The organism is Devosia sp., from assembly GCF_014860165.1.
Lineage (GTDB): Bacteria > Pseudomonadota > Alphaproteobacteria > Rhizobiales > Devosiaceae > Devosia.
This window is the reverse complement of record NZ_JACZKG010000049.1, coordinates 17,914-37,093: the sequence shown is the minus strand read 5'-3', so window position 1 is coordinate 37,093 and position 19,180 is coordinate 17,914. Positions and strand designations below refer to the sequence as shown.

Annotated in this window: 22 protein-coding genes and 1 pseudogene; 13 read left to right on the top strand and 10 right to left on the bottom strand. The window is 62.0% G+C overall.

Features of this window, described 5'->3' with window-relative positions; translation table 11 throughout:
- The first annotated feature begins 14 nt into the window (after nt 1-14).
- From IH615_RS11915 to IH615_RS11895, 5 genes are read left to right on the top strand one after another with little or no spacing between them, the layout of a single operon-like run.
- Nucleotides 15-845 carry an ABC transporter ATP-binding protein gene (locus IH615_RS11915; protein WP_291362094.1) on the top strand — a complete coding sequence of 277 codons (831 nt, stop codon included), beginning with the start codon at nt 15-17 and terminating at the stop codon, nt 843-845.
- Nucleotides 842-1,708 (top strand): ABC transporter permease, encoded by an 867-nt coding sequence (locus IH615_RS11910; RefSeq protein ID WP_291362093.1) that lies wholly within the window; start codon nt 842-844, stop codon nt 1,706-1,708. The genes IH615_RS11915 and IH615_RS11910 overlap by 4 nt, the downstream gene beginning before the upstream one ends.
- 1 nt (nt 1,709) lies before the next feature.
- The gene (locus IH615_RS11905; RefSeq protein WP_291362092.1) at nt 1,710-3,023 is read left to right on the top strand and encodes a cytosine deaminase; all 1,314 of its coding nucleotides are present in this window, start codon (nt 1,710-1,712) and stop codon (nt 3,021-3,023) included.
- Complete coding sequence (locus IH615_RS11900; protein ID WP_291362091.1) at nt 3,020-4,423, top strand: FAD-binding oxidoreductase; 1,404 nt, start codon at nt 3,020-3,022, stop codon at nt 4,421-4,423. The genes IH615_RS11905 and IH615_RS11900 overlap by 4 nt, the downstream gene beginning before the upstream one ends.
- A complete protein-coding gene (locus IH615_RS11895) occupies nt 4,423-5,016 on the top strand; it encodes an NAD(P)H-dependent oxidoreductase (RefSeq protein WP_291362090.1) in 594 nt (197 codons plus the stop codon). The genes IH615_RS11900 and IH615_RS11895 overlap by 1 nt, the downstream gene beginning before the upstream one ends.
- Nucleotides 5,017-5,291: 275 nt before the next feature.
- On the opposite strand, the gene IH615_RS11890 is transcribed toward IH615_RS11895, so the two are convergent.
- Entirely contained in the window at nt 5,292-5,861 is a 570-nt protein-coding gene (locus IH615_RS11890; protein ID WP_291362089.1) for a LuxR C-terminal-related transcriptional regulator, read from the bottom strand.
- Nucleotides 5,815-6,672 (bottom strand): S1C family serine protease, encoded by an 858-nt coding sequence (locus tag IH615_RS11885; protein WP_291362088.1) that lies wholly within the window; start codon nt 6,670-6,672, stop codon nt 5,815-5,817. The genes IH615_RS11890 and IH615_RS11885 overlap by 47 nt, the downstream gene beginning before the upstream one ends.
- Nucleotides 6,673-6,809: 137 nt before the next feature.
- Here IH615_RS11885 and IH615_RS11880 point away from each other — a divergent pair, with 137 nt between their 5' ends.
- Entirely contained in the window at nt 6,810-7,004 is a 195-nt protein-coding gene (locus IH615_RS11880; RefSeq protein ID WP_291362087.1) for a hypothetical protein, read from the top strand.
- A 473-nt stretch (nt 7,005-7,477) separates the two neighbouring features.
- Here IH615_RS11880 and IH615_RS11875 read toward each other — a convergent pair whose 3' ends face one another.
- The 3 genes from IH615_RS11875 to IH615_RS11865 are packed head-to-tail and all read right to left on the bottom strand — an operon-like array spanning nt 7,478 to nt 9,180.
- Nucleotides 7,478-7,948, bottom strand: a complete 471-nt coding sequence (locus IH615_RS11875; protein WP_291362086.1) for a nuclear transport factor 2 family protein — start codon at nt 7,946-7,948, stop codon at nt 7,478-7,480.
- A 2-nt stretch (nt 7,949-7,950) separates the two neighbouring features.
- Nucleotides 7,951-8,577, bottom strand: a complete 627-nt coding sequence (locus tag IH615_RS11870; RefSeq protein WP_291362085.1) for a pyridoxamine 5'-phosphate oxidase family protein — start codon at nt 8,575-8,577, stop codon at nt 7,951-7,953.
- A gap of 57 nt (nt 8,578-8,634) precedes the next feature.
- A complete protein-coding gene (locus IH615_RS11865) occupies nt 8,635-9,180 on the bottom strand; it encodes a peroxidase-related enzyme (protein WP_291362084.1) in 546 nt (181 codons plus the stop codon).
- Nucleotides 9,181-9,376: 196 nt separating this feature from the next.
- Between IH615_RS11865 and IH615_RS11860 the strand changes: the two genes are divergently transcribed.
- Entirely contained in the window at nt 9,377-10,288 is a 912-nt protein-coding gene (locus IH615_RS11860; RefSeq protein ID WP_291362083.1) for a LysR family transcriptional regulator, read from the top strand.
- Nucleotides 10,289-11,042: 754 nt separating this feature from the next.
- Here the strand turns inward: IH615_RS11860 and IH615_RS11855 are convergent.
- The 5 genes from IH615_RS11855 to IH615_RS11835 form a co-directional block, all read right to left on the bottom strand.
- Nucleotides 11,043-11,459, bottom strand: a complete 417-nt coding sequence (locus IH615_RS11855) for a GFA family protein (RefSeq protein ID WP_291362082.1) — start codon at nt 11,457-11,459, stop codon at nt 11,043-11,045.
- 318 nt (nt 11,460-11,777) lie between these two features.
- The gene (locus IH615_RS11850; RefSeq protein ID WP_291362081.1) at nt 11,778-12,191 is read right to left on the bottom strand and encodes a fused MFS/spermidine synthase; all 414 of its coding nucleotides are present in this window, start codon (nt 12,189-12,191) and stop codon (nt 11,778-11,780) included.
- Nucleotides 12,128-12,514, bottom strand: a complete 387-nt coding sequence (locus IH615_RS11845; protein WP_291362080.1) for a methyltransferase domain-containing protein — start codon at nt 12,512-12,514, stop codon at nt 12,128-12,130. Before IH615_RS11845 ends, IH615_RS11850 begins: the two co-directional genes overlap by 64 nt.
- Nucleotides 12,515-12,640: 126 nt before the next feature.
- On the bottom strand, nt 12,641-13,006 hold the full coding sequence (locus tag IH615_RS11840; protein ID WP_291362079.1) for a response regulator: 366 nt from the start codon (nt 13,004-13,006) through the stop codon (nt 12,641-12,643).
- A gap of 35 nt (nt 13,007-13,041) precedes the next feature.
- Nucleotides 13,042-13,299, bottom strand: a complete 258-nt coding sequence (locus IH615_RS11835) for a hypothetical protein (RefSeq protein WP_291362078.1) — start codon at nt 13,297-13,299, stop codon at nt 13,042-13,044.
- 101 nt (nt 13,300-13,400) lie between these two features.
- Between IH615_RS11835 and IH615_RS11830 the strand changes: the two are divergent.
- The 6 genes and pseudogenes from IH615_RS11830 to IH615_RS11805 all read left to right on the top strand — a co-directional run bounded on the left by IH615_RS11830 (nt 13,401) and on the right by IH615_RS11805 (nt 19,179).
- A pseudogene (locus IH615_RS11830) lies at nt 13,401-13,672 on the top strand (transcriptional regulator).
- A gap of 507 nt (nt 13,673-14,179) precedes the next feature.
- Nucleotides 14,180-14,452, top strand: coding sequence for a helix-turn-helix transcriptional regulator (locus IH615_RS11825; protein WP_291362077.1), 273 nt, complete (start codon nt 14,180-14,182; stop codon nt 14,450-14,452).
- A gap of 98 nt (nt 14,453-14,550) precedes the next feature.
- Nucleotides 14,551-15,258 (top strand): YoaK family protein, encoded by a 708-nt coding sequence (locus IH615_RS11820; RefSeq protein WP_291362076.1) that lies wholly within the window; start codon nt 14,551-14,553, stop codon nt 15,256-15,258.
- Between the two features lie 293 nt (nt 15,259-15,551).
- On the top strand, nt 15,552-17,570 hold the full coding sequence (hyfB, locus tag IH615_RS11815) for a hydrogenase 4 subunit B (protein WP_291362075.1): 2,019 nt from the start codon (nt 15,552-15,554) through the stop codon (nt 17,568-17,570).
- Nucleotides 17,561-18,517 carry an NADH-quinone oxidoreductase subunit H gene (locus tag IH615_RS11810; RefSeq protein WP_291362074.1) on the top strand — a complete coding sequence of 319 codons (957 nt, stop codon included), beginning with the start codon at nt 17,561-17,563 and terminating at the stop codon, nt 18,515-18,517. Before hyfB ends, IH615_RS11810 begins: the two co-directional genes overlap by 10 nt.
- Nucleotides 18,517-19,179 (top strand): hydrogenase-4 component E, encoded by a 663-nt coding sequence (locus IH615_RS11805; protein WP_291362073.1) that lies wholly within the window; start codon nt 18,517-18,519, stop codon nt 19,177-19,179. Before IH615_RS11810 ends, IH615_RS11805 begins: the two co-directional genes overlap by 1 nt.
- The last annotated feature ends 1 nt before the right edge of the window (nt 19,180 follow it).

Genomic DNA, 19,180 nt, shown 5'->3' with positions numbered 1-19,180 from the left:
CCGGGTTTGGTATTTTGACTGACGTTATCGAACCGGCCGCCGTTCGGGCCGAAACCGCTCCGGAGCGCACCGTTGTCTCGATGCGCCATGTGAGCAAGCTATTCTCCAATGGCACGCTGGCCCTCAAGGACATGACGCTCGACGTCCGGCGTGGCGAATTCCTCAGCCTTCTAGGCCCCTCGGGCTGCGGCAAATCCACCGCCCTGCGCATCATTGCCGGTCTGGGGGCCGCCTCCTCGGGCAGCATCGACTGGCCCAGTTCGCGCATCAATGCGCGCGGCCTGCCCGAGGGCGATGTCGGCTTCGTGTTCCAGGAGCCGACGCTGCTGCCCTGGGCCACGGTGCTGGACAACGTCTATCTGCCGCTGCGGCTCAATGGCGTCAGCAAAAGCGCCGCCCGCCCCCGCATTGTGGAGGCACTGGCCTCGGTGGGCCTGGGCGACTTCGAAAAATCCTATCCGCGCGAACTCTCGGGCGGCATGAAGATGCGCGTCTCCATCGCCCGTGCCCTCGTCACCAAGCCTCGCCTGCTGTTGATGGACGAACCCTTTGCGGCGCTCGACGAAATCACCCGCCAGAAACTCAATGACGACGTGCTGCGCCTCTGGCGCGAGACCGGCATTACCGTGATCTTCGTGACCCATTCGGTGTTCGAAAGCGCCTTCCTCTCCAACCGCATCGTGGTGATGCGCGCCCGGCCGGGCCAGGTCTGCGCCGATCTTGCCATCGAAACTTCCGCCGTCCGCGACGCTCATTACCGGACGTCGGAAGAGTATCGCGCCACCACGGACCGGGTTTCCCGCGCCTTGCAGGAAGCCATTATGCTGGGAGCGCAGGGCAAATGACCGACGCCATCCAGACTGCCAACATTGCCGAAGCCGGAACCGACAGCGCCGTGGCCATCGCGGTCCAGCGCACCAGCCTGGTCGAACGGGTGCTGCGCGTGGTCATTCCGGTGACCATGGTGCTGCTCGCCATCGGCCTCTGGCAAATGCACATCACAGTCAATCAGGTACCGCGCTACATCATGCCGGCGCCGGGCGATGTCATCATGGCCCTTTACACTGATTGGGGCACGCTTTCGCCGTCGCTGCTGGTGACGCTGCGCATCACCTTCCTGGCGCTGGCCATCGCGCTGATCGGGGGCGTGGGTCTCGCCATCATCCTGGTGCAAAGCAAATGGATCGAGCTGGCCATCTTCCCCTTTGCCGTCATCCTGCAGGTGACGCCGATGATTGCCATCGCGCCGCTGCTGATCATCTACATGCCCGATACCCAGTCGGCGCTGCTGACCTGCGCCTTCGTGGTCGCCTTCTTCCCGATCCTGTCCAACATGGTGGCGGGTCTCAAAAGCGTCGACCATAACCTGCTGAACCTGTTCGAGCTCTATGGCGCCAATCGCTGGCAGACCTTGCTCTATCTCAAGCTGCCCGCTTCCCTTCCCTATTTCGCGGCGGGCCTCAGGATCGGCGGCGGTCTCTCGCTGATCGCCGCCGTCGTGGCCGAGTTCGCGGCCGGGTCGGCGGGCAAGGGTTCAGGGCTCGCTTTCCGGCTCCTGGAATCGGGTTACCGGCTCAATTATCCGCGCCTTTACGCGGCACTGATCCTGCTGATGATCACTGGCGTCGCCATCTTTGCGGCCACATCCTTCATCGCCTGGCTGCTGCTGCATCGCTGGCACGAGAGCGCCATGAAGCGGGAGAATTGACGTGACCCTCTCTATTCCCGCCGATGGACACTATGTGTTGGCCAATGTCGCCGTGCCCATCTCGGTGATGGGCGATGCGGCCTCCGGGGCGCTGGACCTGGTAGACATCACCATTGCCGATGCGAAGATTGCCGCTATCGGCCCGGCCGGATCGGCAAGCCTGCCGCAGCGCCTCGACCTGCGCGGCGACATCGTGATGCCGGCCTTCGCGGACCTGCACACGCATCTCGACAAGGGCCATATCTGGCCGCGTAAACAGAATCCGGATGGGACCTGGATCGGCGCGCTGATGGCGGTGCTGGAAGACCGCGAGGCCAATTGGGCGGCCACGGATGTCGAGCGGCGCATGGATTTTTCGCTGCGCTGCGCCTACGCCCATGGCACGGCGGCCATCCGCACCCATCTCGACATGGCCCCGCCGCAGCATGAAATCACCTGGGACGTGTTCGCGGCCATGCGCGAGCGCTGGGCCGGGCGGATCGAGCTGCAGGCTGCGGGCCTGATGGGGCCGGACACCATCCTTGATGATGCGGCCTTGAGGGCCATTGCAACGACCGCCAAGGCGGCGGGCGGGATTCTGGGCGGCTCGACCGCCGTGCATCTGGAAAACCCCACTATCATGCGCAAGCTCGTGGCAATGGCGGGCGAGCTGGGCCTCGATATCGATCTTCATACCGACGAAAGCCCGGACCCCAAGGCCAATGCGCTCGAATGCCTGGCTGACGCGGTGATCGAGAGTGGCTTTACCGGATCGGTCGTCGCTGGGCATTGCTGCTCGCTGGCGGTGCAGGACACGGAGACCACCAAGCGGGTGATCGACAAGGTGGCGCGGGCCGGCATTGCCGTGGTGTCGCTTCCCATGTGCAACATGTATCTGCAGGACCGTGACAATGCCGATGGCGTCAGGACGCCGCGCTGGCGCGGCGTGACGCTGGTCAATGAATTGAAGGCCGCCGGCGTTCGCGTCGCCATAGCCTCGGACAATACCCGCGACCCCTTCTATGCCTATGGCGATCTCGACGGGTTCGAGGTGTTGCGCGAGGGCGCCCGTATTCTCCACTTCGATCATCCGCAGAGTGACGCCTTTGCCTGGGTGCGGGTAGTGTCGTCCGACCCCGCCGCCGTTGCCGGATTTGCCTATGGCGCCGAAATCAGCCCCGGCGAAGTCGCCGACCTGGTGGTGATGAAGGGCCGCAACTGGACCGAATTGATGAGCCGGCCGCAAGCAGACCGCACCGTGATCCGCGCCGGCAAGGCCGTGGACACGACCCTGCCCGACTATCGAGAACTCGACGACCTTATGGGACCCAAATGAGCATTTCCGACTTTCGCCCCGAACTGGGTGACATTCCGCAGGAAGACAATCCGCGCATCGTGCAGCAGCGCAGCCGCGACCATTACTGGTATTCCCCGGTGCTCAAGCAAAAGCTCGATCACGTGACAGCGGAGGTCGTGGTGTCGCCGCGCTCGACCGAAGAGGTGAAAACCGTGCTGCGCGCCGCCTACAAGCATGGCGTGGCCATCACGCCGCGCGGCGCCGGGACCGGCAACTACGGCCAGGCCATGCCGCTTTCGGGCGGTGCCATGCTCAATCTGATGAACATGGACAAGGTGCTCGAGATCAAGCCCGACCGGGTGCGGGCGCAGGCCGGCGCAGTGCTGGAGGCCATGGACCACGAAACCAAGGCGGCCGTGGGTGGTGAACTGCGCTTCCACCCATCGACCTATCGCATGGCCTCGCTGGGCGGTTTCATCGCTGGCGGTTCAGGTGGCGTCGGATCGGTCCGCTGGGGTGGCCTGCGCAATCTCGGAAGCATTCTTGGGCTCAAGATCGTCACCTGCGAGGCCGAGCCGCGCGAGCTGGATCTCAAGGGCGAGGATATTCTCAAGGTTGCGCATGCCTATGGCACCAATGGCATCATCGTCGAAGCTGAAATGCCGCTGGCGCCGGCACATGACTGGGTGGATGTCATCGTCGGCTTTGACCAGTTCATGGATGCGGCGCGCTTTGCCGAGGCGGTGGCGCTGCAGGATGGGCTCCTGGTCAAGGAGGTCTCGCCCTGCGCCGCCCCCATTCCGGAGGCCTATTTCAACCGTCACAAACCCTATCTCAAGGAGGGGCAATCGGTGGTGCTGATCATGGTGGCGCCAGTCGCGGTGGAGGCGTTGGTCCTGTTCGTGAGCCACCAAGGGGGCGACATCCGCTATCGATCGGACCTCGCCAGCGAGGACGAGCGCAAGCGGCTGCCGCCGGTCTATGAACTGGCCTGGAACCACACGACGTTGCGGGCGCTCAAGGTCGATCCGAGCATCACTTATCTGCAGACGCGGTATCCGACGATCAATCATGTGCAAAGGATCGTCGAGATTCTGGGCGACGAGTTGCCCATGCATATCGAAATGACACGGCAGGATGGCGAGGTGACTTTCGCCGGCCTGCCGCTGGTGCGCTACACGACCGAGGAGCGGCTCGAGGAAATCATCCGCATCCACGAAGACAATGACTGCAATGTCTTCAATCCGCACCGCTATACGCTCGAGGAAGGTGGGATGAAGCGGACGGACCAGAAACAGCTCGCCTTCAAGCGCGAGGCCGATCCCAAGGGCATTCTCAATCCCGGCAAGATGGTGGCCTGGGAGAACCCTGATTTCGACTTCAACGCCGGCAAGGCCTGGCTATTCGATGGTCTCAACACGGTTCGGCAGAGTGCCTGATGCGTGTCCACGTCATCCATGCCCATCCGGTCGAGACCAGTTTCAACCGTGCCCTGTTCCACGCGGCCGTCGAAGGACTGAGCGCCGCCGGCCACAGCGTCGATGCGCTCAACCTCTACGAGGAGGACTTCCCTGCCGTTCTCAGCCGCGAGGAAAGGCTGGGTTATCATGACGTGCCGGGGAACCTGACGGACCTGACGCGGCCCTATGTCGAGCGCCTTAAGGCGGCCGAGGGGCTGGTGATCGTCCATCCGGTTTGGAACTATGGCTATCCGGCTATTCTCAAGGGCTATTTCGACCGTATCTTCCTGCCCGGCGTGTCCTTCACCATGAAGGACGGCGATCGCGGCAAACTCGTCCCCGGCCTTTCCAACATCAAGAAGGCCGCCTTCGTGACGACGTATGGCGGTGACCGCTGGCGCAGCTTCGTCATGGGCGATCCACCACGCCGCCTCGCCCTGCGCTGGGGCTGGGCTACCTTTCGCACCAAGACGCCGCCGCAATACCTGGCGCTCTACGACATGAACAACTGTACGCCGGACCAACTGGGTGGCTTCATCACAAAGGTACGGAACGCCATGGCGGCGTGGTGATCGGCGGGCAGCTCAGACGCGGACATAGCAGAGCGGCGCAAGCATCGCATCGTAGACTTTTGCTGCCCCTGCGATGTTAGCTTCACCGAGTAAGACGTGATGAAGCATGTGCATGGCCGACGTGTTCGACTATATCGAGCGCTTCTACAACCCGAGGTGCTAACACTCGACACTGGGTTATCTGAGCCCCGTGGAATGCGAAGAGCAAGCTAAGCTAGCCTAACTTCGTGTCCACCGAACCGGCAGCAGCTCAGTTGTCGCCGCAGGGGGCATGGTTACAGCGCGACGAGACCTTCGCGCAGGATGAGCGCCACGGCATCGGCGCGGTTGCGGGCGCCGAGCTTGTCGAGCACGGCGGTGACGTGGAATTTGGCGGTGTGGACCGATATGTCGAGCTGGCGGACGATCAGCTTGTTGGAGGCACCATCAACCAGTAGCGCCGCGACCTGATGCTCGCGATGGCTGAGGTGGATCGGGGCGCGATCGGGATTGCTGGCTTCGGTGGCCACCGGCTCGATGGCATAGCCGGCGGCGATCACCGCCCCGGCCGACAGGATCAGCGACGGTTCGATGGCGTCTATACCGTTGCGCCCTTCACTGCCCGGGCCGACGCGGAGTACGCGGTCGCGGGCGGCGCCGGAAAAGTCGGGCAGATCGCGATCGGTGATCACCACCGAGGCATCGTCGGGACCCGTCTCCACGAGATCGGCTCGATCGGACAGGGCTAGGCGCAAGGCCGCACCGAGGGCATCATCGTCGAGAACGAGATGAATGCCCTTGGCGCCCTGCCAGACGCGCTCAGCGGCGCGGGCGCTCGCCGATCGCGATATCGTATTGCTCGGCATTACCGCCTCGCTGCACTCCCAGGTTGACCTTGGCGCCAACGGCGCCCGTGCCAAGGCGATCGGAAATCGCGCCGACCGAATTGATCGCCTCGCCATTCCATGTGGTGATGATGTCGCCGACCAGCAATCCCGCGTGTTCGGCCGGGCTATCGGATTCCAGCCCGACGATGATGGCGCCGCCACCCTTGCCGAGCGGATGCAGCATTACGCCGAGCCAACCGCGCGGCACATAGCCCTTGTCGGCGAGCGTAGCGACGGAGCGGGCGATCGTCGTGGCCGGAATGGCGATGGCCCGACGGCCGGCGCCGGTGACTGCCATGCCCGCAAGCGAGCCGTCCGGCGCAACGACGGCGCCGCCCTCGGTGTGACCACTGAGGCGCAGACCCAGTGTGATGCGCGCGGCGATGTCGCCCCCGCGCATGCTGCGCCAGGCCGGCCCGACCTCGGTGATCGAGGCAAGACTGGCGATCAGCGATGCTTCGCTGCGGCCGGCGACCAAGGCGAGCGAGCCAGGCAGGACCACATCGGCGGTGGGCCAGTCGGCGAATTCGCCGGTTTCAAATTTGAGCAGGGCGACATCGGTCGAAGGATCGCGACCGGCAATGGCTGCCTTGAGCACGCGACCATCGGCCAGCAGGACCTCGGCCTCGTCCTCACCCTCGAGCACTTCATGCGCCGTGACGGCAAGGCCGCTGCGCCAGATGAAGCCGCTGACCTGGTGGCCATCGCCGCCTTCCACTGCGATGATACGGGGCGCGACACTGGCGGCGAGAGCGGAGAGTGCGTTGGAGAGATTGAGCAGATCGGACATGGAGGACACCGCGGGTTGAAGCACTTGATGTGAAGGTGCGCCGCCCACCGCCCATTCGAAAGCCGCCCAAATGGGCAGGTTGTGGCGGCGGCTGGGGCCTCCCACATCACCAGCATCAAATCCTGTGGACCTCCGCCATGCTTGATGCCCTTGCCCCCGCTGTCCAAGACGCTTCCCTGCTCGACGCCTATTCCGTGACCGTGTCGGCGGTGGCCGAGGCGGTTGGGCCCTCCAAGGGCCGCTTCACCCACCATATCGAGCTCTGGTCGGAGAAGGATGTGGATGAGTTTGTGCGGAGCAAGTTGCAGGAAGCCTGGCAACATGCTGCTTAGCGATTGACCTCAACCAGAGGATGAGCGGCGGCAGCTTTCGGGAAAGCACAAACTCGTTCTGAATGACCAAAATGGGGCGCGCAGCGGTCGAAGTGCGGCGGCCACCTGGACGTCCGCTTTCCCAACTCCGCCGTCCAGAAGCGGTCGGGCAGGTATCCACCCCCTCCGAGCCACGGGCACTGGCAATCATCGTGCCGTCAAAGCCGCCGGACCGCTGGCGACCCCTTTTCAGCCGTTTCGGACCAGCCAGGAATCTCCCCAAAGCTGCCATTGCACTATCCGTTTGCATCCCTATCATAATAGCCACGGCACGACGGCGTCACGTTAGATCGGGCTTCCGCCGGCCACTTGGCTGCAAGGCAGCCGACAACGCATCGTACATCGATTGCTCAAACGGCCGGCGCTTCATCATTTGGCGGGTCTTGGCGATCTGATCTGTTAGCTGCCCGGTGAACCGCGACCGCGCGAGCCGCCTAGAACCCAAGGTCGCTCAGCCCGGGGTGATCGTCCGGCCGCCGCCCTTGCGGCCAGCGATACTTCCGCTCGGCATCGGTGATCGGCGCATCGTTGATGCTGGCGATCCGACGTCGCATCAGGCCGCGTCCGTCGAATTCCCAGAGCTCGTTGCCGTACGAGCGGAACCAGTCTCCTGAACCGTCGTGCCATTCATAGGCGAAGCGGACTGCCATGCGGTTCTCCCGGAAGCCCCACAGTTCCTTGATCAGACGGTATTCGTGCTCGCGTTCCCACTTGCGCGTGAGGAACGCAACGATCGCGTCCCTTCCCTGGAGGAAGTCGGCCCGGTTACGCCACTGGCTGTCAGGCGTGTAGGCCAACGAGACCCGCGCGGGGTCTCTGCTGTTCCAGCCATCCTCGGCGAGGCGGACCTTCTCCGTCGCACTCTCCATAGTGAACGGCGGCAGTGGCGGGCGTTCGGCTTCCATCGTCAGTCTCCTCGTTGAGCGAGCTGCGCCCGCAGAGTATCGTTTGCGGCTTGGAGCGCCGCGACCCGTTCGCTGAGCGAGTTCACGGCCACCGCGATCTCGGCTTCGGTAAAGCGCGGGGTGATATGCTGGGGACAGTTCCAGTCGAACGCCTCGAGGCGGAGCTTGAGAATGCGTTCCTGTGCCGCCTTGTATCCAGGGATCGTCACTTGCGCCGCGAGCGCTTGGTCGGCGTCGAGCGCGACGACGTCTAGCCGGGCATAGATCTTCAGCCGCTGGCGACCGGCATAGTCCATCAGGATCAACGCCACCCGGTCATCCGTGGAGAGATTCCCCAAGCTGATATATTGGCGGTTGCCACGGTAGTCGGCGAAGGCCAGCGTCTTCGCGTCAATCACCTTGAGGAATCCGGCGGGACCGCCGCGATGCTGGACATATGGCCAACCCGTCTCGGAGACGCTGGCCATGTAGAAGCTGTCGCGCGCGGCAATGAAGGCGGCCTCGTTCTCCGTGAACCGGTCAAACTCGCGGCGGCCCTTGAAGTCGGTCCAGATCCTGTCGCTGTTCATAGACGCCTGCGCTGCCTTGACGCTGGGGGTGACCGCGATGTCGAGAAAACCGTAGGCCATGGTCGCTCCGTCGCTGCGAGGACGGGCCGGAGCGGCGGAACTCCGGCCCGCCGGGCGTCAAGCTGCTTCGGCGCTGCGCACTATGGGAAAGTCGATTTCCGTTGCAGCTACCTCGTTCAGAAAGTTCGTGAACACATTGTCGGCGACGAGCGCGACGATCTCGACGATCTGCGCATCCGTGTAACCGGCCCCGCGTACAGCGGAGATGTCAGCGTCGGTGACGTGGCCGCGCTCCCGCGCCATCTTGGCTGCGAAGGCCACTGCGGCGTCGGCGCGTGGATCGGACGAACGTCCCATGCGGTTGAGCGCGACCTCTTCCGGGCTGATCTTTGCGAGGTTAAGGCCGAGATAGGTGTGCGCCGAGAGGCAGTAGTCGCAGCCGTTGACCTGGGCGACCGCGATCGCGATCCGCTCGCGGGTCTTGACGTCGAGTGCTTTGGTCAGAGCGCCATTGAAGCCGAGATATCCGGTGAGAGCAGCAGGGCTCTTGGCGATCAGGCGGAAGAGGTTGGGAACGACGCCGAGCTTGGCATGGACTGCGTCAAGCAGCGGCTTGGACGCCTCGGGAGCTTCGTCACGGGTCGGGATGGTGATGCGGGTCATAACACTTTTTCCTGTCGGTCCGAACCGGGAGCAGCTCGGTGACGGGAAGATGGGCCTCTTCGCCAAAGTGCATAATTGGCCCATTTCGAGAAACACCCTTCCAATTTATGGAATAGTCCTTAGGTATGGAACGTGCCGATATCGTCCGGCCGATGCTCGCGAGATATCGCCAAACACGCTGAGAACGGAAAGTTCGATGGATCGACTTGAAGCAATGTCCATGCTGGTGCTCACGGTCGAGAGCGGAAGCATGTCCGCCGCTGGTCGCAAACTCGGCGTGCCACTACCGACGCTCAGTCGCAAGATCTCCGAACTTGAGGCCGTCCTGGGCACGCGTCTCCTGGTCCGCACGACACGCAAACTAAGCCTGACCAACTCGGGCCTCGCCTATGTCGATGCCGCTCGACGAATCCTCGAGCAGGTCGACGATGCCGAGCGCATTGCGGCTGGCGAATTCATAATGCCTAGGGGCGAACTCGTGTTGACCGCGCCGATCTTGTTCGGTCGGTTGCACGTCCTGCCCGTCGTAACCGAGTTTCTCGCGACTTTTCCCGAGATCAACATCCAGCTGGTGCTGACCGACCGCAACGTGCACTTGGTCGATGATCACGTCGACATGGCGGTGCGGATCGGGCCCCTTCCCGACAGTTCGATGGTTGCGACGCGGATTGGCACCATGCGCACCGTAATCTGCGCCAGCCCTGCGCTGCTCGCCGGGCATGGCACCCCGACGTCTCCTCAAGACCTCTCGAGCCTGCCCTGCGTGAGCTTCGATCTCCTCACGCCGGCATCTGACTGGCGGTTCTCGGCGCCACGATTGAAGGGCGTCAGCGACGTGCCGGTCAATGTGCGTCTGTCGGTTACGACGGCGGAGGCCGCGGTCGATGCCGCCATAGCCGGTATCGGCGCGACGAGGGTTCTTCACTATCAGGCAGATGCGGCGATTGTCCGAGGTGACCTCCGGACGATACTCGAGGAGTATGAGCCGGAGCCGCTGCCGATCAACTTGGTCCACGCCAGCCACGGCCGGATGCCGCTCAAGATGCGCAGCTTCCTCGATTTCGCGGTTTCGCGCCTCAGGTCCAAACTCCCGGGCCGCTGGGCCTGAACTCGATCCGCGGCAAGCAATTGAGCACCTAATGCATCCATCAATGCCCGCAGGCATTTGCCGGTGGGTCCGCGATCATGTTCTGGGTTCCGATGTCGGCTCTCTCCGGCTAGATCGCCAAAAGCTGCTTGTCTGCAAGCCACCCCCAAAGGGTCATTCGAGCCTGACGTGCGGTTCAGCCGTGACAGGCTACATAGCTTGTCTGAACCTTGCGCCCGAGATGGAGAGCAGTTTGCAATCGATGTCTCGATAAATGTCTATGTAGAAGGCCTCCGAAAGAAGGCCCCCCCAGGATAGCCTCAGGTGGTATGAGAACTGCTGATCACTCACTCCGACCTTGACGTATGAAAGATCCTCGCACTCGATGTAACCGAGCTGGTTTGCCGATCCACCGTTCCGCTGGGGTTCAAAGCCGTCTGCAACAAGCTCGGTGACTATATCTTGCTCGTCGGCTGGAGACCTGGGTTCGAGGAGGTCATGTGGCGCGTAGTCATCCGCCGATATCGCCTGAATGAGGCGATCAAAATACACGCTAGCAGGATGTTCGGGAATTTGTGCGCATCCACCGAGGGGCAAAATCAAGAACAGAGAAGACAACGTCACTCGCATTCCAGCCACCGATCCAAGATGTTCTTGATGCTATCATGCTGACATACGGAAAACCTATCTCCCCAAGGCATGAACGTCAGCTACTGAGCCTTGTGGCCTCAAAAGCAGCCAGTCAGCTACCCACCCCAGAACGGTCGAGTCTGCGCTACTGCTTATAGGAAGTCCCGTCTTCGGCAATGCCAGGGAGTGGCGGTAGCCATGGAAGAACTGACCGAAACCAGAATTGTCGTCTTGGCATAAGCTCACGTCTTTGCGCCAGAACGCCAATCCGAAGCCCGAGGCTTCTTGCGCCTTTCGGCTCGTCCGATGTTGCGTAGATAGGCGAGCCACAGTTCCCGCAGAACGCCTGCTGGCGGCGCCTACCACTCTCGGCCGTCTTCACGTAAATCTTGGGCTCGCCTGTTCTCAGATGAAAGTCACTCTCCGAGCACGGAACCATGACACGGAAGGCAGTGCCCGATAGTTGCTGGCAATCAGTGCAGTGGCATATGCGAACCTTTTCCGGATCAATATCCGCATCAAAGGTTATTGCCCCACAGTGACACGATCCGTTGACGCGCATCTGTTCCTCCCTCAACCCAGACATGGTCACCGTATCGCGATTGTGAGGCTAGGGAAAAGGACGGCTTACCCAATTCCACATCCAGGAGCCGACAGTCCGCAATCCACCCCGTTGCAGACCTCACTGGCGATCGAGCGGCCCATCCGCTTTTGGGAACTCGCCGAACGTGGTTCAACGGCTGGAATGGGGCGCGTAGCTGCCGGGCAGGGTAGGGGGCGTTGCAGACCGGCAGCTCTGGCATGCCTTTGACGAAGGGTGAGCTTCCTGGACCGGACACCTGGTTTCCTAGCAAACGTAGAGTGGACCAAACTGCTGCACTCACGACACCCGCAGGCGCCACTTGCGGAACCGCCAACGGTGAATGTCGTGCAGTATTTCCGAGATCCCGGCCAAGGGCCGCATGAGCAGTTCCGGCTCCTGCAAATAGGCGACATCGCCTGCCATGACCAAGGCATTGCGGTGTTGCATCCCTCTAATATCGAGGACACGGACGTCATCCCACACTTCGCCCATCGCCGTCGCGGCGACATCCGGCGCCGCGTCGAAATCATGCTCTGTGAACACATTGGCGATCAGGCATCCACCATCCTCAAGTCGGGTTTGCGCCAGCCGGAAGAAGCTCATCGACCGCAGGTGCTGGGGCACGAACGCACCAACATAGGCGTCCATCACAATGGCGTCATAGCGGTCGGGGTTGTCGCGCAGGAATCCCTGCCATCTGCCAATTGACATCGCACGTCGTTCGGCAGGTTGAAATAGCGCCGCGCGATGTCGAAGGCGTGCGGGTTGACGTCGACGATTGTGACTTGGACACCCTTGGTGGCGAGCATCGTCGCCAGACTCCCCCCGCCGCAGCCAATCATCAGAACGCTGCTCGGAGTCGATTGAGCCAGTAGACCAAATATCCCGTGGATGTAGGAGCAGAGGCTAATACCATCGGCGTCGGCTTCGCTTTGGCAACAGCCGCCTTGCTTGTAAACCAGTGAGCGATGGAGCTTGGTTTCCAGTATCTGGATATCCCCAGCGCCACTTCGAATACGTTCCAACAGGATCATTATTCCATGCCGCTACTGCCGCCTAGTGAGATTTGCGATCTTCGAAATGCGTCAATACTAGCGCGGAGTGGACCGTCCCCCGCGCGCTTCGGGTCGAGATTTGAATAGAGCCCTCGGAAACTGCCTTCAAGCTTGAGACCCATCCAGGACGCCCGTTACCGAGGCTAACAAGGCGGCCCGGTTGGCAGGCTTCTTCAGGAACGTACCCGTAGAAAGTAGCGGGTGGGCCGATTTGCCAATGGGCGTGACCGTGGAGTAGACCACGAAAGGCACACCTCTGGCCTTCAAACGTCGCGCCAGTTCTATGCAGTCACCGTCCTGCACTTCGGCGTCGATAACAGCGACATCTGGTTCATGATCCACCAGCCAACGCTTCGCATCGCCTGCGGTGCAGAATGCACCTCCGACCGTGAAGCCAAGCTCGACAAACATCTGCTCCACATAGTCGGCATACAGGCGTTCATTCTGCAGGATCAGAATAGTCGAGGTCAAAGCCGGTCCCAAGGTGTGTGCCGCATGTGCACGCTTCACGCTCCCAGGGCCTCGGCGGCGGGCTGCCAATCAGTAAAGGCGACCTTCAGCTCCTTGGCGCCCTTCCGGACCACCCAGCAGGGGTGTTGCGTGGTTTCACTCAGCGCCAGTCGGAACGCGCTGGGAATGCCGAAAACAGAATGAACCTGAAGAGTTGCGCCGCTTTCGGTTAATTGGTGCACCGTGCAGGACACGGTGGTTTGGCCGTCATTAAACACAATGCGGGCGCTTGATGCGATGCGTGCAGTAGACATAGGGCCTCCGACTTAGCTCCAATCGCTCAATAACGATGCTTGAGACATCAACTTCGCTTGCTTGTACCATTGGACCTGGGGGTTTGTGCAAGGGGAATATGATGATCACCGCCATACAGCTGCGTGCTGGCGACGCGCTTTGGGTCATCGACCAGAAGACACTGGTCCGCCTTGCCGGTGTGTCTCTGCCGACAATCCGGCGCATGGAGGCGAGCGGCGGCAACGTCCGCGGCATCATCGACACGCTGAGCAAAGTGGTAGACGCGCTCAATCATGCTGGCATTGAACTGATTGGAGATATATGCGCGGCGACGGCGGTGGACGCGGCGTGCGGTTTGCACTCGCTGGCACCCAGGCAAGGCGCTCTGGCTGATCACACCCGCTTGCAACGCTTGGGAAACCCCCCGTGCGAATTCGGCGACAAATGTGGGTCCAGGATGTTCATGATGTGAGGTCGACGCCGGGGACCACGCCAAACGAGGTCGAGCCGATTGACAGACTCCACGGGATTCTTGCCACTCACCTCCCATTGCCCCTTCCCACAGCATGCCGGATCAGGGCCGCAGACGTGACGGCGAGGATGATCGAGTAAACGTTGACACCCATCGTCGCAATCAGGACCAGCCAAACAGACAGGATCAGGACCGCCAGAATGACGCCTGTCTTTACCACCTCCCAAACTTCACGCACTGCCGGTCTCATGTGAGAGTAGACCCCCGAGGGCTCGCCTGATGGTCCCTGATACCATGTGCTGTCTCCCATACCACACGAGCGTCGTCACGTCGGGCACGATATTGCTAATCACTCAATAATGAAGCTTGAAACGTCATTTTGTGGAGATTATACCATATCCACAAGTGGATGGCGCGAGGGGAATTGAATGATCACGGCTGCACAGCTGAGAGCCGCGCGGGCGCTATTGGGCATCGACCAAAAAACACTGGCGCAGATTTCAGGTGTTTCCGTGCCGACCATTCAGCGCATGGAGGCCAGTGACGGCAATGTGCGCGGCAACATCGACACGCTGACCAAGGTGGTCGATGCCCTGGCTCGCGACGGTATCGAGTTGATCAGCGAATACGCGCGCAGCGAGACCGGGGGGCGCGGCGTTCGTCTTCGGCAGGCCGGTACGCCGTCCGGGAGATCACACTAGACCTGACGAACCGGATCGGAAGCGCCATAGAACCCTCCCCTCGCCGCCGAAGTCGAGCGCAATTCCTGCGCACCACTGTTGCTCACCGTCGATCGGGGGTGACCGACGTGCTATTGGGGATCGTTCTGGCATTCATCGCTGGTGCGACCAATGCAGGTGGCTTTCTGGCTATCGGCCAATACACCTCTCATATGACGGGAATCGTGTCCGCGATCGCCGACAATCTTGCGCTGGGGGTATTCGGTGCTGTCGGCGTCGGCGTTGTGGCCATGATAGCCTTTGTCGCGGGTGCTGCCTGTTCGGCGGTGTTGATCAACTGGGGCCGTCGTAACGACCGGACCAAACAATACGCCTATCCGATCGCTCTTGAAGCGCTGCTTCTGCTGGCCTTCGGCGTCCTGGGCACAGCCAGTCGAGAGGCCCCAGGGTTCATGGCGCTGGCGGCACCATTGCTCTGTTTCATCATGGGGCTTCAGAATGCGACCATCACCAAAATCTCTGGCTCCCGGATCCGAACGACCCATCTCACCGGCATGGTGACGGACATCGGCATTGAGCTGGGGAAGTATGCCTATTGGCATCGCAGCAAGGAACAACCAGATGCCCCGAGGGTCAAGGCTGACCTGAAAAAGCTGTCGATCCTGCTCCGGATCGTCGGCATGTTTTTTGCGGGCGGCGTTGTCGGTGCCCTTGGGTTCGGCCACCTTGGCTATATCTTCTCAATCCCGCTTGCGGCGGTGCTCTTTATCTTGACGTCACCACGCATTGTCGGCGGGGCGGCGGGGGCGCGGGGGCGAAAGGCCTGAAGCCCGCTTCTTGCCGGCGAGCTTGCCTAACAGCGGGCGGTCATTCTAAGCTGCGCTAATTCATATGTCTGTGACATCATATATTGGGTATGGTGCATTCAAATACATGTCGCGAGGTCATGACCCGCGGCGATGTCCACGCCCTCATGAAGTTGATCGCGGACCTCAAACCCGGCGGCATCGAAGTTGACAGTGCCTGGCGCCCCCATCACCCTACAAAGCTGCCTGCAGGTGCGTGCCAGCTTAGCTCGCGGGCGTGGTGAACTGCGCCTCGGTGTTGCAGGGAGCCGGTCGTGACGGGCTCAATCGGGCTGTTGCTCGGGTGCATTGCCGTCTTGCTCGCGACGGCAATATTGGCGATCGGACTCGGCCGGTCCGGTAGGGCAACCCAGGTGATCTACGGCGTGACCGCGGCTATTTCCGCAGTTGCGCTCGTTGCCGCCCTGACACAACTTCTGGATGCACTTCATGACAACTCGACCCTGACGTTGCCTCTCGGACTGCCCTGGATCGGCGCCAACTTCCGCCTCGATATGCTGTCGGCATTCTTCCTTGTCGTGGTCAACCTCGGCGGGGGCGTGGCCAGCCTTTTCGGTCTCGGCTACGGGACGCACGAAACGACACCGGGGCGCGTGCTGCCATTCTTTCCCGCCTTCCTCGCCGGCATGAACCTTGTGGTGCTCGCCGACGACGCCTTTGCCTTTTTGTTTGCCTGGGAATTCATGTCGCTGAGTTCCTGGGCGCTGGTCATGGCTCACCACCGCGAACCAGGGAATGCCAGGGCCGGCTATATCTACCTCGTGATGGCAAGCTTCGGCACGCTGGCGCTGCTGCTTGCCTTTGGCCTGCTCGCTGGACCCGATGGCGGCTATGCGTTCGAGATGATCAGGGCGGTCGAACACAAATCGCTCGTCGTTGCGCTGGTGCTGGGCCTCATGCTGCTTGGGGCAGGATCGAAAGCTGGCCTGGTGCCACTTCATGTCTGGCTGCCGCTGGCCCATCCGGCGGCTCCCAGCCATGTCTCCGCGCTGATGAGCGGCGTGATGACCAAGGTGGCGGTCTATGGCTTCATCCGGGTGATCTTCGATCTCGTCGGCGAACCGAATTGGTGGTCCAGCATCATCGTGATGTTCATCGGCGGCGCGACCGCGGTCTTTGGCATACTCTCGGCGCTAATGGAGAGAGACATAAAGCGTCTCCTCGCCTATTCGACGATCGAGAACATCGGCGTCATCTTCGTCAGCCTTGGACTTGCGCTAGCCTTCGAGGCGAACGGCATGAGGCTGGCGGCGGCGCTGGCGCTGACTGCGGCGCTGTTCCATGTGCTCAATCACGCCTTCTTCAAGAGTCTCCTGTTCTTCGGCGCGGGCGCGGTGCTGACTGCTACGGGCGAGCGAGACATGGAAAGGCTTGGTGGACTCATTCATCGGATGCCGGTCACCAGCGTCGTCTTCCTGGTCGGATGCTTCGCCATCTCGGCACTGCCGCCGCTCAACGGCTTTGCTTCGGAATGGTTGGTGTTCCAGGCGATCCTCCAGAGCCCGGACCTGCCGCAATTCGGCCTGAAGCTGATGGTGCCTGCGGTCGGTGGCATGCTGGCGCTCGCCGCGGCCCTTGCCGCCGCCTGCTTCATCAAGGTGTATGGGACGGTGTTCCTCGGGCGTCCGCGCAGCGCTGCGGCGATCGAAGCCCGTGAGGTCGATCACTTTTCGCTCGCCGCCATGTCGATCCTGGCCAGCCTGTGCCTGCTGGCCGGCATGTTTCCGGGATTGGTGGTCGATGCGCTGTCCCCAGTGGCAAATTCTCTGGTTGGCAGTGGCTTGCCGAGGCAGGCGGAGATTGCCTGGCTATCGCTGGTGCCTATCGCTGAGAGCCGCAGTTCCTACAATGGACTTCTGATTTTCGCCTTTGTCGCCCTGTCCGCGTGGCTGGCCGTGTTCTTCATACACAGCTTCGCCTCGCGCGCAGTGCGACGCGGTCCGGCCTGGGGGTGTGGCCTCCCGTCGCTCAGCGCCGACATGCAGTATTCCGGCGACAGCTTTGCGCAGCCAATTCGCCGGGTCTTTGGCCAGCTTGCGTTCCGGGCGCACGAAGAGATCGACATGCCTGCGCCTGGCGACATGCGAGCGGCGCGGCTGACGGTGACGATGCGAGACATCGTGTGGGACAGCATCTATGCCCCCATCGTTCGCGGCGTGCGCTTCGTGGCCAAGCGGCTCAACGGACTGCAATTTTTGACCATAAGGCGCTATCTCAGCATCGTCTTCGCCGCCCTCGTCACCCTCCTGCTCGTGCTGGCACTGTGGGCATGATCCTCGACATCCTTGTTCAGGGCCTGCAGATGGCGGCGGTGCTGCTGCTCGCGCCACTGCTCACCGGCCTGGTCCGCAAGCTCAAGGCTCGCCTGCAGCGGCGCCAAGGCGCGTCCGTTCTGCAGCCCTATCGCGACCTCGTCCGGTTGCTGCGGAAGGAGGTCGTGCTGGCTGAGAACGCCTCATGGCTGTTCCGGGCCGCACCCTATTTGATCTTCGCGGCGACCTGGGTCGCTGCCGCCCTGGTTCCGACATTTGCCACCGGCCTCTATTTCACCTGGAGCGCCGACCTCATTGCCATCACCGCATTGGTCGGCAGTGCCCGCTTCTTCCTTTCGCTCGCGGGCATGGATGCGGGCACCAGCTTCGGCGGCATCGGCGCCAGCCGCGAGGCGATGATCGCTTCTCTTGCCGAGCCGGCCATGCTGCTCATCGTGTTCTCGCTGGCGCTGATTGCCGGGTCGACCCAGCTTTCCACAGTAGCCACGGTGATGGCTTCGCCCGATGTGGGTTTGCGCGTTTCGCTCGGCATGGCTCTGGTGGCGCTGATCATGGTCGCGATCGCGGAAAATGCCCGCGTCCCTATCGACAATCCGGCGACCCATCTCGAACTCACCATGGTGCATGAGGCCATGGTGCTTGAATATTCCGGCCGCCACCTCGCCATGATCGAGTTTGCCGCGGCGCTCAAGCTCCTGCTGTATGTTTCCCTGATTGCCTGCGTCTTCGTGCCCTGGGGGCTGGCGCAACCTGGATCAGGCGCCCTTGCTCACATCCTGGGTTTCACGGCCTATCTTGCCAAGCTCCTCGTTGGTGGCGCGCTGCTGGCCGTGTTCGAAACGGCAACCGCCAAGATGCGCGTCTTCCGGGTTCCGGCATTCCTGGGCGCGGCCCTGATGCTGGGCTTGCTGGGTACGCTACTGCTATTCGTCTCGCGGAGCCTCTGATGAACGGTTTCGTTTTCGACATTGCTCACCTTCTTGCCGGCGGCTTGGTGCTGGTGAGCATCATGATGCTCTATCAGGATCGGCTCTATGCGCTGCTCAACACTTTCGCCTTGCACGCGCTGATCCTGACGCTTTCAGTCGCCTGGCAGGCCTATGTGCAGGATGCGCCCCACCTCTATGTCACTGCCGCAATCGCGCTGGTCTTCAAGGCGATCATTATTCCGGTAGCACTGCATCGGATTATCCGGCAGCTCGGCATCCATCGCGAGATCGAGACCGCGGTCGGGGTCGGTCTCACCATGCTCGCCGGCATTGGGCTCGTTGCGCTGTCGATGGCGGTGATGCTGCAGGTTACCTCTGAAATTGATCCGCTGGCGCGCGAGGATCTTGCCTTCGCGTTGTCGGTGCTGCTCCTCGGCCTGCTGATGATGGTCACCCGGCGGAACGCCGTCAGCCAGGTGGTCGGCTTCATGTCGCTGGAGAACGGGCTCGTGCTGGCGGCGACAGGGGCCAAGGGAATGCCGCTGGTGGTCGAGATCAGCGTCACCTTTTCGATCCTTGTCGCCTTCATTGTCATCGGCATCTTTCTGTTCCGAATTCGCGAACGGTTCGACACCGTCGATGTCGAGGCGCTCGACGAGTTCCAGGGTGACCGCCGGTGAG

Bases quoted from the DNA above. Each gene is read 5' to 3' on its own strand.
- IH615_RS11805 (WP_291362073.1), top strand. From the start codon at position 18,517: ATGAACGGTTTCGTTTTCGACATTGCTCACCTTCTTGCCGGCGGCTTG.
- IH615_RS11895 (WP_291362090.1), top strand. From the start codon at position 4,423: ATGCGTGTCCACGTCATCCATGCCCATCCGGTCGAGACCAGTTTCAAC.
- IH615_RS11825 (WP_291362077.1), top strand. From the start codon at position 14,180: ATGATCACGGCTGCACAGCTGAGAGCCGCGCGGGCGCTATTGGGCATC.
- IH615_RS11855 (WP_291362082.1), bottom strand. From the start codon at position 11,459: ATGCGCGTCAACGGATCGTGTCACTGTGGGGCAATAACCTTTGATGCG.
- IH615_RS11900 (WP_291362091.1), top strand. From the start codon at position 3,020: ATGAGCATTTCCGACTTTCGCCCCGAACTGGGTGACATTCCGCAGGAA.
- IH615_RS11845 (WP_291362080.1), bottom strand. From the start codon at position 12,514: ATGATCCTGTTGGAACGTATTCGAAGTGGCGCTGGGGATATCCAGATA.
- IH615_RS11870 (WP_291362085.1), bottom strand. From the start codon at position 8,577: ATGGCCTACGGTTTTCTCGACATCGCGGTCACCCCCAGCGTCAAGGCA.
- IH615_RS11875 (WP_291362086.1), bottom strand. From the start codon at position 7,948: ATGGAAGCCGAACGCCCGCCACTGCCGCCGTTCACTATGGAGAGTGCG.
- IH615_RS11865 (WP_291362084.1), bottom strand. From the start codon at position 9,180: ATGACCCGCATCACCATCCCGACCCGTGACGAAGCTCCCGAGGCGTCC.
- IH615_RS11860 (WP_291362083.1), top strand. From the start codon at position 9,377: ATGGATCGACTTGAAGCAATGTCCATGCTGGTGCTCACGGTCGAGAGC.
- IH615_RS11880 (WP_291362087.1), top strand. From the start codon at position 6,810: ATGCTTGATGCCCTTGCCCCCGCTGTCCAAGACGCTTCCCTGCTCGAC.
- IH615_RS11835 (WP_291362078.1), bottom strand. From the start codon at position 13,299: ATGTCTACTGCACGCATCGCATCAAGCGCCCGCATTGTGTTTAATGAC.
- IH615_RS11910 (WP_291362093.1), top strand. From the start codon at position 842: ATGACCGACGCCATCCAGACTGCCAACATTGCCGAAGCCGGAACCGAC.
- IH615_RS11850 (WP_291362081.1), bottom strand. From the start codon at position 12,191: ATGTCAATTGGCAGATGGCAGGGATTCCTGCGCGACAACCCCGACCGC.
- IH615_RS11885 (WP_291362088.1), bottom strand. From the start codon at position 6,672: ATGTCCGATCTGCTCAATCTCTCCAACGCACTCTCCGCTCTCGCCGCC.
- IH615_RS11890 (WP_291362089.1), bottom strand. From the start codon at position 5,861: ATGCCGAGCAATACGATATCGCGATCGGCGAGCGCCCGCGCCGCTGAG.